This window comes from Nostoc sp. (assembly GCF_036917615.1).
GTDB lineage: Bacteria > Cyanobacteriota > Cyanobacteriia > Cyanobacteriales > Nostocaceae > Nostoc.
Window position 1 is genome coordinate 138370 of record NZ_JBALCZ010000091.1, and the last position, 13681, is coordinate 152050.

Here is a 13681-nt window from a genome sequence, read left to right on the forward strand (position 1 = left end):
TTAGGCAAATAAACATTGCATGTTACACACAAGGTTTGTCTTTGAAGTTCTGAGCGCCGTCAGCCGGCGCTCAGATTTTTCTGTTTGTCATTTGTAAATGCAAATGACAAACAGAAAAGTGAATCTTGATGCCCGTACCTAGCACCACTGAATCTAGCGCAACCTTTCCCACTTGCGTTGTTACAACAACCCCAGAACTTTTTATTGGCGATCGCTACAAATTTATTAGTACTCAGCAACACACTGGCTCCTGGGCACTGACCAAATTTTAGATTTTAGATTTTAAATTTTGGATTGTTGGCGGAGCCTCTCGTAGAGAAGATTCAAAAACCAAAATTTAAAAAGGTCTGAACACGAATAGCGTCTGGTAGAGTTGCCCCCAAATTTCTACTCGCTCCACGAGAAGCAAGCTACGTGGAATAAATTTAAAATTAATTGACAAGCTCCTGACTTAATTGCTGGGGTTAATCTAAAATCGTTCGACTGAGCGTAGCCGAAGTCCAAAATCCAAAATTGTTTGACCACTGCTAAGGCACAATTAGCACTGGGCAAGGGGAAAGATTAATCACGCGAGTGGTCACACTATCATCTGCTCCCTCTTCAGTCAAGCCTAGCCCCCGACAGCCCATGATAATTAAATCGGCCCCGATTTCATCAGCGACATCGCAGATAGTAAAAGCTGGTTTGCCTTGCCTCTCCAGGATTTCGGATTTAATTCCTTGTCCAGAAAATAAAGATTGGGCATTTTTCAGCAGTTTGGCAACTACCTCTGGTGACACCATCGGATCTGGACTAGGCGCATCTGGAGGTGGTTCTTCTACCACAGACAGCAGCACCAAGCGACTGCCGTACTTTTTGACTACGTTGGTCACCACGTCAGCAGCTTCCCGCGTTTCCCGACTTTGATCAATTGGAAATAGTACTGTCTTAAACATCTCTCTCACCTGGACACCCCTGACTCCGGTAAAATCTGGATGGTTCTACTTTCAAAACAATAACAAAAAGGCAATCAGGAGAGTTTGGTGTGTCCAAAAAAAGTTTAGCAAGTTTATCTTCGGCTGATATATCTGGAAAACGTGCCTTAGTGCGGGTTGACTTTAATGTGCCTGTCGATGATCAAGGTAACATTACAGACGATACTCGCATTCGCGCAGCTTTGCCAACCATCAGAGATTTGACGCAGAAGGGTGCTAAGGTGATTCTCGCAAGCCATTTTGGTCGTCCCAAGGGTGTGGATGACAAATTACGCCTAACTCCCGTTGCCAAGCGTCTCTCGGAGTTGCTGGGGCAAGAAGTGATTAAAACTGATGACTCCATTGGCGATGAAGTTGCAGCTAAAGTTGGCGCGTTGCAAAATGGCCAAGTGCTGTTACTGGAAAATGTCCGCTTTTACCCAGAAGAAGAGAAAAACGATCCAGAATTTGCGAAAAAATTGGCAGCTAATGCTGATTTTTATGTAAATGATGCTTTTGGTACTGCACACCGCGCCCATGCTTCTACTGAAGGTGTGACTAAATTCCTCAGCCCTTCTGTGGCTGGATATTTGGTTGAGAAGGAATTGGAATATCTGCAAAACGCGATTGAAAATCCCCAACGTCCTTTGGCGGCAATTATCGGTGGTTCCAAAGTTTCCAGTAAAATTGGCGTGATTGAAACACTGCTGGAAAAGTGCGACAAGCTGATCATCGGCGGTGGAATGATTTTCACATTCTACAAAGCCCGTGGTTTGAATGTCGGTAAGTCGTTGGTAGAAGAAGACAAGCTAGAACTAGCGAAATCTTTGGAAGCTAAGGCTAAGGAACGCGGCGTTACCTTCTTGTTACCCACGGATATCGTATCAGCAGATAAGTTTGCTGCCGATGCTAATGCCACAACTGTGAGCATTGAGAACATCCCCGATGATGGTATGGGTTTGGATATTGGGCCAGACTCGGTGAAAGTTTTCCAAGAAGCCCTTGCAGATACCAAAACGGTAATTTGGAACGGGCCGATGGGTGTGTTTGAGTTCGATAAGTTTGCGGTAGGTACAGAAGCGATCGCTCATACCCTCGCCGAAATTAGCAAAACTGGCACAACTACCATCATTGGCGGCGGTGACTCAGTAGCAGCTGTGGAAAAGGTTGGTTTAGCCGATCAAATGAGCCACATCTCCACCGGCGGCGGCGCTAGCTTGGAGTTACTTGAAGGCAAGGTATTGCCTGGAATTGCGGCTTTAGATGATGCTTAAGAAAATTAACTCTTAAGCTACTGAAAAAATTTGGTAGTTTTTGACAATTGTGGTAAGGGTGCGGTATACCGTACCCTTACTATATTTATTAGCATTTCTGGCAACTATACTACCAAAATTGGGGAGGTGAAAGTGTAATGGCAAGAATTGAAGATACACAAACTTGGAAAAACTGTGGAAACTAAATGGCTGGAATGGGCACAAAAGTTACAAGCGATCGCTCAAAATGGTCTAACCTATTCTGAAGGGCCTTTTGATATCGAACGCTACAAACAATTACGAGCGATCGCTACAGAAATTATGGCGACTTACTCAAATGTAGAACACAGCTATGTCTTCGATTTATTTAGCCGTGAAGTAGGATATGCAACTCCCAAAGTTGATGTGCGAGGAGCAATTTTTCGGGATGATACTATATTGTTAGTCAAGGAAAGAGCAGACGGCTGTTGGACTTTACCTGGTGGATGGGCTGATGTTGGCTAGTCTCCCAGTGAGGTAGTTGTGAAAGAAGTATATGAAGAATCTGGATATCAAGCCCGCGCTATCAAACTACTAGCAGTCTATGACAGAGATAAACAGGGACATCCACCGTTTCCGTTTTATGTCTACAAGCTGTTTTTTAAGTGTGAACTTATTGGTGGTTCTCCATCATCAAGTATTGAAACTGAAGAAGTAGGTTTTTTCCCTGAAGATGCGTTACCAGAACTTTCCATCGGACGTGTTACACCGGCGCAAATCACGCGACTTTTCCAGCATTATCGCCAACCAAATTTACCGACAGACTTTGATTAAATGCCTCTAGATTCTGAAAATTGGCATACAGAATTCATGGTTTTATTCTGACTCCTGAGTTCTGAATTCTGACTCATGAAATAGCCTGGACTTATAAATAGTCTCTTATCGGGTAAAGGGGGACACGTCGCCGTGTTCCCCTAGCCAACAGGAAAAGTATCTCTGAATCTGTTTTTTTAATGTCAGTACTTTTTTAAGTTGAGAATGTTCTTATGCCACACTAACTCCTAGCGTATAAGAAAGATCAGGCGCAATGCTGCTGCTACTAGCAGAGAAAGTTCCACCATCTTTAGGGAATAAAGAATATTGACTCACTGAGATAGAGTACGTACCTGCACCCAGGAATCTGGTGATTAATGACGAATCGCCACCGCCACCATCGTCGTCAGATTGCAATAAAGTTCCAGTACCGTTAAAGAGTCCGAGAATTGTATCTCCCGATGTCACTGTCCTGATAGTGACAGTTCCTGGATTTGCTAAAGAAAATTTAAAAAAGTCGAAATCGGAATTGCCCCCCGGTTGACTTGTTGCGATTTGGGCTGAAAGATTAACGTTTGAGCCTGATGATAAAGAACCCAACCCTTCAGCATTAGCTAGTGTGTTGTTTGTAGCTTGTCCAGCATCTTCCCGCTCATTGAAAAGGAAGTCATCACTATCAAGTCTGAGATTGGTTTTCCCCTGCACAACACCTATGATCTCATCTTGCTCTCCTTTCGGTTTGTCTAACAATATTCGTGTGCTGCCTCCCACAGCTTGCAGGATGTAGTCTTGTGGAGGTCCTTTGAGTTCAATTCGATCTTGGCTAGAGTCGAAGTCATTTATAGTAGCCAAGTCCCCAAAACCAGGACTTGTAGTGCTGTTATCGTCGTAAAAAACATTTACAGCGTCCCCCAAGACAAATGTATCTGCCCCAGCCCCGCCAATCAGATTATCAGTTTCCCCTAATCCAGGTGGAAGCGGACTACCAGGCCAAACACCGATGAGGATATCGTTTCCAGACCCCCCATTGAGTATGTCATTGCCTGGCCCGCCTTGTAGACTATCATTCCCGCCCCCACCATTGAGGATATCATTGCCGAAATTACCGTCTAGCGTGTCATTCCCCGAAGTCCCATTTATCGTTTCAGAACCTGTAGTGCCGAAAATAAATACCATATTATCTCTCCTGAGTTTCTCACTAATACGTAAGTTCAGCCTCAGTCAAAGAACTATTCATCAGTTCAATCTAGATTACTTGCCATTTGCGTAATCAAAGGAAGAAAACATTAATTATTTGGTTAATAACTTCTAAGGAAAAAATATCCAACTACCGATTGTGGGCTGTCCCGAAAAGCTCGCCTTTGGTTGCGGTCGATCAAGACGCCTACTCTACAAAATTAGATAATCTATTTCCTGAAAATTCCTTAATTGATTACCCAAATGGTAAGTAACGCGGTGTGCGACTTTCTCTCAAACCTAACCACAAACCCATTTTCTACGTTCGCGCAGCGTGCCGTTCGCATTCGCGTAGCCTCTCGTTGGTGCAGCCCAAGGTAGAGAAGATAAGGGGAGTAAGACTTAAAGCCTCTTTCCGCTTCGGGGACAGGAATGGAAGCGAGGTTTGAAGAATAAGTCGCACATCGCATTAAGTAATTAGATCAAATCAAATATTTTGGTTCTTTTTCCAAATTTTTTTGAACCCATGTTGTAATTATTTAACTATCATGAAGTACAAGGTTACGTCAACTTCTTTACCAAATCTTCAAAATATTAATAAATTCGCTTCATAAGACATTGAAATATAGATGTAATTTTTAATGAAATATTATTTCAAACTACTGATTTTTTGGTGAAGGTTGGGAGGTGTTTCATCTGAACGTGGTATCGTTGTTAAGTTAAGTTTCAACATCAGATTTTTTTACCAAAAGATAATTTTCTATTAAAGAAATGCATTATAAAATATATAAGTTTAATTGATATATTAATCCAGAAATTTTTGCGCTTAATAACACTTAGGCTTTACATAAATTTTATATACAGCAGATTGCAGGTATATGAAGTATACAGGTAGGGGCACAGCACTGCTGTGCCCCTAAAATCATCTGTACCTCACCAAGTTGCTAAAGAAAATGTAAAAAAGTCGAAATCGGGATTGCCCTCCGGTTGAACTGTTGCTAACTAGGCTAAAAGATTAACGTTTGAGCCTAATAATAAGGAACCTAATCCTTCAGCCCTTTCCAGTGCCTTGTTTGTACCCTCTCCAGTATTTTCCCGCTCATAGAAAAGTAAAGTTGTCACTATTAAGTGTGAGACCCACTACCCCCTGCACAACACCGATGATCTCATCTTGCTCTGCTCCCGGTTTGTCTAAGAATATTCGTGTGCTGCCTCCAACAACTTGCAGGAGGTAGTCCTGTGGAAGTCCATTGAGTTCAATTTGATCTTGGCTAGAGTCGAAGTCAATAATAGTAGCCAAGTCCTCAAAACCAGGACTGGTAGTGTTGTTATCGTCGTAGAAAACATTTACAGCATCCCCCAGGACAAATGTATCTGCCCCAGCCCCGCCAATCAAGTTATCAGTTTCCCCTAATCCAGGTGGAAGCGGACTACCGGGGAAAACACCGATGAGGGTGTCGTTTCCAGGCCCCCCATTGAGTATGTCATTGCCTGGCCCGCCTTGTAGACTATCATTGCCGTCGCCACCATTGAGGATATCATTGCCGAAATTACCATCTAGCGTGTCATTGCCTCCTGAGCCATTCAGAGTGTTGTTAGCAGTATTACCAAAGAGGAAGTTGTTAAGACTGTTACCTGTTCCGTTGATGGCGCTAGTTCCCGTCAGCCTCAGGTTCTCTAGATTGGCGCCTAGCGTGTAGGTGACAGAAGACCGAACGATATCTGTACCTGAATTGGCGGCTTCCGTAATGGTATCAACAGCAGTGTCAACAATGTAAGTGTCGTTGCCTGCTCCCCCATTCAAGGTGTCAGTACCTGTGCCGCCATCAAGTGTGTCATCGCCCTTATTACCGGATAATTGGTTATTTTGATTGTCGCCAACAATCAGGTCATTTGCATTTGTGCCGATGACATTATCAAAGTTGACTGCAATAAATGACAATGTTCCCAAACCAGGAACGTTATTGGCAGCCAAACTTTGGGTTTGCAGGTTAACAGTGATAGATACCCCAGGCAAAGATTGGGAGGCATCTATGGTGTTGTTGGCAACATTAGCATCAGCAATAACCTTTTCTACTTTAAAGAGTTGGTCTTGCCCCAATCCCCCAGCTTTTTTAATGGTTCCGACACCTGACAAAGTAATGCTTTGACCTAGTTGACTATAGTCTGCGGTATCAATGCCATCTCCGCCATTAATGCTGTCGTTACCCTGACTGCCTTTGAAGGTGTCACTGCCTGCACCACCTATTAGAGTATCGTTTCCTGTGCCGCCATCAAGTGTGTCATTGCCATCTCCACCGATTAGACTGTCGTTCGCCGTCCCACCGGCGAGGGAATCGTTACCAGCCAAACCATTCAAGGTATCGTTACCAGAGGTACTCTTTGCATTACCACCACTAGCCCAACCAACTATCGTGTCATTTCCCAAAGTCCCATTTCTGATGTCAGAACCTGTAGTGCCGAAAATAAATGCCATATTATTTCTCCTAAATTTCTTACTAATACGTTCAGCCTTAGTCAAAGAACTATTCATCAGTTCAATGTAAATTACTTGCCCTTTGCGTAATTAAAGGGAAGAAAACATTAATTATTTGCTTAGGAACTTATAAAGAAAAAAATATCCAACTACTAATTATGATCCGACCCGAAAAGCCCACCTTTAGTTAGGGACGAGCGAGATGTCTATCCGACAAAATTAGATAATTTATTTCCTGAAAATCCCTTAATTAATTACCAAAATGTTCAGAAGGCAGCTATGTTACCACGTTTAAAAGCATGGGATTTAAGCAAGGACGACGCCAGATGCTCCACTTGGGCAAAGCCCAAGACCGCACTGGCTCCCTTGTGTCTCATGGCACTCTCCGCGACGCTCGTTCGCCCTTGGCGTCTCCCTTTGGGAGAAGACTCGCTAACGCTGCGCTATCGACACAAATCTTTTTATAGTAATGGGCAATGACCCACTACTAAAGTTTTCATTAATACTTCTTTGCTTCTGCCTTCTGTATTGTGTTTTTCTTGGTAAGTAATTAGGTTAAATATTTTGGTTATTTTTCCAAATTTTTTGAACCGACGTTGTAACTATTTAATTAACATGAAGTACAAGGTCACATCAACTTATTTACCAAATCTTAAAAATGTCAATAAAGACGATTGATAATACATTAATATATGCATGTGACAAAATATATAAACTTTATGAAATCTTGCTTAAAACTACTTATTCTTTTGGTAAGCATTGTGAGATTTTTAGATAAACGCGGTATGGGTGTTGAGTCAAGTTTCTACATCAGATTTTTTGGTATGATATATATTTTTTTATTAAAGAAAATAGTTTTTTATTAAAGAAATGCATTGTTCAATAGATAAGTTTAATTTATAGATTTCTCCATAAAGTTTTGCACTTAATAACACTTAAACTTTACATAAATTTTATATATAGGACTCCTGTCTGATTTCTGAACAAGATTTCAAATGAAACCTTGATAAAACAGCCTTTTCAGTCTCAGTACGTTTTCAAAAATCAAATCGGAGTCCTATAAGTTATTTGGGTTCAGAAAATTAGTGATGCCTGTCTTGAAAAGTGACGCTACCCACAGTCGCTAACAGATGCCTGCGGCGAACTGCGCCAACGGCGGGAAACGACGCGATACACTTTTCGCTGCGGCGGGCTAGGCTTACGCATACCCACAGAAACCGTTGAAACAAATCTCAATCAACAAAAGTCTATCTAGACAAACGTTTGAGATTTTGCTTTGACGATAGTAATAGAAGTGCGCTAATTTCAGACTTATAGATTGAATTTTTTCGTTTAAATTTGGAAATTTTAATTTTGAAACCACGGGTAGTGACACGCTTTAATCAAAGTAGGTTAATTCCTAATTCAGAGATTAATGACAATAATTATAAAACCTAACTAACATAATCACTTCCATCGAATTAGAGTTAGGGTTATCATCTTCAATCTGATATAAACATTTGATAATTTTGCTTTTATTACCAACAGTTTCTCCACAAGTTGGTTGTATATTAAAGAATTTGCCCAGACAGATAGAATAATCTTTATAATCAACGCCCAATAACGCACGAGGCACAGTGGTAAGTCGGTTGGCTCAAATAAACCTAACTATGTAACGGAATGTAAAATGCTCTAAACCCTTGCAATTGCTTCACTTCACTTTACTCCGTTCGCAATGACATAGTTATAAATTTTCACACACTTATTTGTAAGAAAGTAGTCTATTTTTGTCGGATTTTAGCTATTGTACTTAGGTTAAACTTATGGGATAAACTTTAGTACAATATTTTTTTACTTGCCAACTTTCTTAGGTAAGATACTATTAGACAAATTTCCTATCTAAACTAATTGACTATATAGTTTGCTCCAAAAATAGTTACATAGCAATGACTCCAATAACTAAACACCAACCAAGACTCGGAGTTGAAGTGCTGCGGGGTTGCAATCTTAGCTACCTCACAAATCTAGAGTCGCATGAATTAAAAGAATCACTTTGGAAACACGGCGTTGTGGTAGTTAGACAGCAAGACCTCACCGCAAAGCAGTTAGAAGAATTTGCCAGGAAGACCTTTGGTGACTTAATGTTTGGCTATTCCAAAACCAAAACATTAGATCCCGATATCAGTCCAGACCTCCAAAGCCAATGTGTGAATGTTTTGGGTAATCCCAAAGGGCTTACTCAAACAGCAGTAGGGAAGATTGCTTGGGAATGGCATCATGATAAAGATGGCCTTCCCCGCACAGAGGGACTAGATATGAACGCACTATATGTTGTCATGCTTTATGGTGTGGAAGTGCCTGCCGAAGGTGTAAATGGGCAGCCTCACACCACAGAGTTCCTCGACATGATAGAGGCTTATAATAACCTAGATCATCAACATCAGCAGCAGTTAAAGCAGATGTCGATGTATCACTCACCACCAATGTTTTCTAAGAGTACCAATGTAGAGACTGATGTACCGAAGAAAGTACATCCCATAGTGTCTACTCACAAAGTCACTGGTAAAAAAGGATTATATCTAGGTTCGGACACTGCGATCGCAGTTGGGATGGAAGACAGACCAGAGCAAGCAAAACGTTTCTGGGAGGATTTATTTGGGACTGTTCTAGCCTGCACACCAGTCTACTCCCACGTTTGGCAGCCAGGAGATATAATTCTTTGGGACAACTCACAGGTGATGCACAGAGGTACACCCTATGAAGCAACGAAATACAAACGGATTGCGTTGCGTTTAGGCGTTGTGGACAAGACATAATTTTTATCTCACGTAGAGACGCTCCAGATGCAGAGGATAACTCTCTACTGTGGCGTTGTCTCTTGCGTCGGTGTCGGTATAGGAGTGGGGATTTCTGTAGGAGTTGGTGTAGGTGTAGGAATTGGCGTAGGCGTGGGCGTGGGCGTGGGCGTAGGCGTGGGCGTGGGCGTTGGTGTTGGCAATGGGGGAGGGACGGGATTTTCCGCTGTAATGTTGAGTTGATAATCTACTGGTTTCGATGCTGTGGAAACCACGACAAACTCGTAAAATCCCTTTTCTGGTAATTTAGTTGACAAACTACGCTGGGTAGAATCTTCTAAAAGTTTGATTTTGCCAGAGGGTGAATAGACTGATAACAAAACTTGAGAATTTGCTTGTAGCTTCAAGTCCAAAGATTGCTCTTTGGCAAGTCCAGCAATGAATACTTTACCACCACCAGGTTGGAGAGTACCGTTGACTGTTTTGCTGATAGCGCCCGGTTCAAAGACAAGTTTCTCAAAAGCGCTACCGGCGAGGATAGCACTGAGTTGATCGTTAACAAAACCGTACCAAACTTGTCCAATCGGCTGAACTCGAAAATTTTTACCACGCTGCTCAGGGAATACATTTAAGAAAGCAGCATCTCCCAAATCAGACAAAGAACGACTACCAACGTTGATTTTGTTGACTTCCACTTTCCAGCGATCGCGTTCAGCAGTTGTATAATTTCCCAGTTGTCGGCGTGTAGTTGAACTCAGTGGCGCTAGCTTTTCCAGTAATTCTGAGGCTGTTTTATCCCATTCTGCCCGCAAACCCTGATCTTCAGGGCGATCGCTGAGAGTGCGTCCCCGTAAACTGGGATTTCTGTCCCAAAAAACTTGATTCACCAAATTCACGTAGAAATTCTCATTAATACCCAACTGTTGACGGCGATCGCTTAATCTTTCTTTGCGTTCCCGTTCTGCTAGCGAATATTGCGCCAAGGGATCGGTCGGTTGGTTACTGGTTGGAATTGGGCTGGCTGTGGAAGTAGGTTGGACTTCCCCGACATCGCGCCTGCTATTCACTCCCCACCAAATTAATCCAACAGTCACAACCCCTACCGCCGCCACCAGGAAGGTTCTGGTCGGTGTCCACCAAGAGGAAGGGGGGGGAGATGAGGGATATGAAGGGGATGGAGAGGGTGGAGGAGGTGGGGAGACGGCGACGGTGGCGGATGTGGGTTGTGGTGCAGTGGGATATTGAGTTGGGGGAAAGTTAGCTGGGGGCGGGTTGAGGGTTTGGAGTACTTGACGGGCTGATTGATAGCGATCGCTTGGTCTGGCAGATAGCATTTTATCTAATACCTGGGCCAAAATTGGACTCAGGCTAACTTCCCGTCGCCACTGCCAGCTGAGAGTGTAGGTATCAATTAATTCTTGGGGTTGTTTTCCTGTCAGTAGAACCAGCATTGTTGCGGCCATTGCATACAAGTCGCTGTGGGGAGATACTAACCCAGTTTGCATCTGTTCTGGGGGCGCAAATCCTACTTTACCCAATAGGGTTGGTGATGGGGAAGATGCAACTACGCCGGGTTGGTAATATTGGGAAGCAACGGTTGCTACTACTTGTTTGACACCGCCAAAATCAATTAACATTGGCAGTTGGTCAACAGTGCGAAGCATTAAGTTATCTGGAGAAATATCTCGATGAATTACTCCTAGTGAGTGGATGTATTCCAACACTGACAAAATTGAAAGCAACAATTGGCGCACTTCCGTCTCTGTAAAGCGCCTCCCCTGCTGTATTCGGGCATTTAACAACGAGTTGTAAGTTTCCCCTTCTACATAATCTTGCACCAAAAACAGATATTCTTTGCCCCCTAAGTTCAGGCGAAGCAGTTCTCGGAAGCGGGGAATTTGGGGATGTTGCAGCTTATAAAGAACACTCGCTTCTCTCTCAAACAATTCTTCAGCTTTTTGGACAACGTAAGCGGTTTGAACTTGGGGGGAAAATTCTTTTAAAACACAAAGTTCGCGGAAACGGTTGACATCTTCAGCTAAATAAGTGCGTCCAAAGCCACCTTGACCAATTTGACGCACAATCACATAGCGATCGCCTAAAGTTAGTCCTGGTTGAATACTATAACTCATGGGCGTATCCAACAACTTTTCACCACACTGGAGACAAAAGCGACTACTTGGGGAATTTTCATGTCCTTTAGAACAATATAATTTTGTCATTAGTCATTAGTCATTAGTCATTATTTATTAGTCACTCTTCCCCAATCCCCTTAATTGCCAGATTGTACTTTACTGACTTGATCAGATGCGATCGCATACCAAATTTGACCAAAAGTCTGTTGATTCAGTTTCCCACGCTGCTGACCAGGAAACAACCGATCAAATTTTTCATTTGTGTCTTTGTTCAGTTGATCAATTGTATAGTTCCCAAACTGCCCCGATCGCGCTTGCCGTCTCCATGTTTCGTAACCTTGTGCAGTATATTTACCCAATTTCCGACGAGCTGCTGTACTGAGGTTAGCCTGTTCTAGTTTATCCAATAAATTGTCAGCGATACTAGACCATTCATCTCGTAAACCAGCGTCTTCAGGTTTAGATGTCAGGCTACGTCCTTTTAATTCCGGTTTTTTTGTATAAAATAAATTATCTACAAGAGCAATAAAAAATCCTTCAGTAATTTCTAGCTGTTGACGACGACTGGTAATTTCCTGGAGATCGCCATTTTTTCCTTTGTCGCTGACTGGTTTACCGCTGGGATTTGGAAACTGGGGAATTTGCGGTAAGGAAATTGATGGGATAGTGATTGAAGTTACACTCCGAATGATTGCATTTCCCACCGCTAAAGTTAATCCAATTAAAGCTGTTCCCCCTAGACTGATTACAAAAGGTCGAATCCAAACAGGCCAAGATATCGGTTTAGCGATTGCTTGCGTTTTATTCTGGAATCTACTCACAACAGCACTAGCGCGTTGTCTTCCCGGAGCAACTACCATCGTTTTGATCTTGGTGGTAATATAATTACCTGGGGATTTAGTCGCAGTTTGCGATGGTAAATCTTTGAGGATTTGCTCGGCTCGTTGGTAGCGATCGCTCGGTTTATAAGCCACCATCTTTTTTAACACCGCTTCCAGTTGGGGACTAACTCGGATTTCCTTTCCCCATCCCCAAATTCCCTGATAGCTGTCGTATAATTTTTGCGGTTCTTTTCCTGTGAGCAACACCAATGTCGTCACCGCTAAAGAGTATAAATCACTACTGAAAAATGCTTTTCCCTGCCGTAGTTGTTCCTCTGGGGCGTAGCCTTTTTTACCCAACAAAGTATTATTTCCAACCAGCTTAGTGCGCCAAAAACCTTGAGAAGCTGGCAATTGCTTAACACCACCAAAATCAATCAGCACTGGCAGATTATCAGAACGCCGCCAAATCAAATTATCAGGAGAGATATCACGGTGAACCACATCTTGTGAGTGGATGTAGGATAACACAGGTAAAATCTGTTGCAGTAGGGTAATTACTTCCTCTTCACTGAAGGCTTTTCCTTGACTCTGACGCTGTTCTAATAATTGGTAGTAATTGTCACCATCGACATAATCTTGCACTAGAAAGAAAAAATCTTTAGTGCCTATCTTCACTTGTAGCGAGGCGTGAAAACGCGGAATTTGTGGATGCTGGAGTTTTTTCAGAACATTTGCTTCTCGCTCAAATAACTCTTTAGCTTTTTGTAAATCTTGCTGTTCTTGTACTTGGGGTGCAAATTCCTTCAGCACACATGTTTGATGAGATTTATCTCTATCCTCAGCCAAATAGGTGCGTCCAAAGCCACCTTGCCCTAGATGACGGATAATTTGATAGCGATTATCCACAACCTGTCCCACAGCAAGAGGTAATGGCTCACCACAATGGGTACAAAAGCGGTTACTACCATTATTTGTGTGTTGTTTACTGCAATAGAGCTGCATGGTGCTGAAGGATAAATTAAGGTTTTATTGAGTGACTACAACGCGTCTAACCTCATTTTCGGATATCCTACCAAATCTTAGGAGCAGGGTGTTCCGATATTAAATCCGTGTTGCTAAGAATCACTGGCGTTTTCGGGTATTAGATAACAGCTAAAATACTGACAGCAAGTAACAAATTCTGGGGGTTTAAGTCAAGAGCAACTAACAAGTGGCAAGTTTTGTGGCTCTTGTCTTTATCCCCGTTGCAAAACTTAATTACGTAGCTTGCTTCTCGCGCCTTGGCGAATATTACGAAT

The 13681-nt window shown here is 42.6% G+C and carries 9 protein-coding genes and 1 pseudogene; 5 read left to right on the plus strand and 5 right to left on the minus strand.

Going from position 1 to position 13681, the window contains the following annotated elements:
• The first annotated feature begins 128 nt into the window (after nucleotides 1-128).
• On the plus strand, nucleotides 129-272 hold the full coding sequence (locus V7K85_RS33515) for a hypothetical protein (RefSeq protein WP_334820571.1): 144 nt from the start codon (nucleotides 129-131) through the stop codon (nucleotides 270-272).
• A gap of 255 nt (nucleotides 273-527) precedes the next feature.
• Here the strand turns inward: V7K85_RS33515 and V7K85_RS33520 are convergent, their stop codons facing one another.
• Nucleotides 528-935 (minus strand): universal stress protein, encoded by a 408-nt coding sequence (locus V7K85_RS33520; protein ID WP_334820573.1) that lies wholly within the window; start codon nucleotides 933-935, stop codon nucleotides 528-530.
• Nucleotides 936-1024: 89 nt separating this feature from the next.
• Between V7K85_RS33520 and V7K85_RS33525 the strand changes: the two genes are divergently transcribed.
• Both V7K85_RS33525 and V7K85_RS33530 read left to right on the plus strand, forming a co-directional pair.
• Complete coding sequence (locus V7K85_RS33525; RefSeq protein WP_334820575.1) at nucleotides 1025-2227, plus strand: phosphoglycerate kinase; 1203 nt, start codon at nucleotides 1025-1027, stop codon at nucleotides 2225-2227.
• A gap of 174 nt (nucleotides 2228-2401) precedes the next feature.
• Nucleotides 2402-3019, plus strand: a pseudogene (locus V7K85_RS33530) (NUDIX hydrolase).
• A gap of 210 nt (nucleotides 3020-3229) precedes the next feature.
• Here the strand turns inward: V7K85_RS33530 and V7K85_RS33535 are convergent.
• Together V7K85_RS33535 and V7K85_RS33540 are read right to left on the minus strand one after the other, a co-directional pair.
• The gene (locus V7K85_RS33535; RefSeq protein ID WP_334820576.1) at nucleotides 3230-4174 is read right to left on the minus strand and encodes a DVUA0089 family protein; all 945 of its coding nucleotides are present in this window, start codon (nucleotides 4172-4174) and stop codon (nucleotides 3230-3232) included.
• A gap of 1099 nt (nucleotides 4175-5273) precedes the next feature.
• Nucleotides 5274-6650 (minus strand): calcium-binding protein, encoded by a 1377-nt coding sequence (locus tag V7K85_RS33540; RefSeq protein WP_334820578.1) that lies wholly within the window; start codon nucleotides 6648-6650, stop codon nucleotides 5274-5276.
• A gap of 299 nt (nucleotides 6651-6949) precedes the next feature.
• Here V7K85_RS33540 and V7K85_RS33545 point away from each other — a divergent pair, with 299 nt between their 5' ends.
• On the plus strand, nucleotides 6950-7117 hold the full coding sequence (locus V7K85_RS33545) for a hypothetical protein (protein ID WP_334820580.1): 168 nt from the start codon (nucleotides 6950-6952) through the stop codon (nucleotides 7115-7117).
• A 1458-nt stretch (nucleotides 7118-8575) separates the two neighbouring features.
• Entirely contained in the window at nucleotides 8576-9445 is an 870-nt protein-coding gene (locus V7K85_RS33550; RefSeq protein WP_334820582.1) for a TauD/TfdA dioxygenase family protein, read from the plus strand.
• A gap of 44 nt (nucleotides 9446-9489) precedes the next feature.
• Here V7K85_RS33550 and V7K85_RS33555 read toward each other — a convergent pair whose 3' ends face one another.
• Nucleotides 9490-11646 carry a serine/threonine-protein kinase gene (locus tag V7K85_RS33555; protein WP_334820584.1) on the minus strand — a complete coding sequence of 719 codons (2157 nt, stop codon included), beginning with the start codon at nucleotides 11644-11646 and terminating at the stop codon, nucleotides 9490-9492.
• Between the two features lie 50 nt (nucleotides 11647-11696).
• On the minus strand, nucleotides 11697-13385 hold the full coding sequence (locus tag V7K85_RS33560; protein WP_334820586.1) for a serine/threonine-protein kinase: 1689 nt from the start codon (nucleotides 13383-13385) through the stop codon (nucleotides 11697-11699).
• Nucleotides 13386-13681 lie beyond the last annotated feature (296 nt).

Coding starts and splice junctions, on each gene's coding strand:
- V7K85_RS33555 (WP_334820584.1), bottom strand. CDS start 11,646: ATGACAAAATTATATTGTTCTAAAGGACATGAAAATTCCCCAAGTAGT.
- V7K85_RS33515 (WP_334820571.1), top strand. CDS start 129: ATGCCCGTACCTAGCACCACTGAATCTAGCGCAACCTTTCCCACTTGC.
- V7K85_RS33550 (WP_334820582.1), top strand. CDS start 8,576: ATGACTCCAATAACTAAACACCAACCAAGACTCGGAGTTGAAGTGCTG.
- V7K85_RS33540 (WP_334820578.1), bottom strand. CDS start 6,650: ATGGCATTTATTTTCGGCACTACAGGTTCTGACATCAGAAATGGGACT.
- V7K85_RS33520 (WP_334820573.1), bottom strand. CDS start 935: ATGTTTAAGACAGTACTATTTCCAATTGATCAAAGTCGGGAAACGCGG.
- V7K85_RS33545 (WP_334820580.1), top strand. CDS start 6,950: ATGGGATTTAAGCAAGGACGACGCCAGATGCTCCACTTGGGCAAAGCC.
- V7K85_RS33560 (WP_334820586.1), bottom strand. CDS start 13,385: ATGCAGCTCTATTGCAGTAAACAACACACAAATAATGGTAGTAACCGC.
- V7K85_RS33535 (WP_334820576.1), bottom strand. CDS start 4,174: ATGGTATTTATTTTCGGCACTACAGGTTCTGAAACGATAAATGGGACT.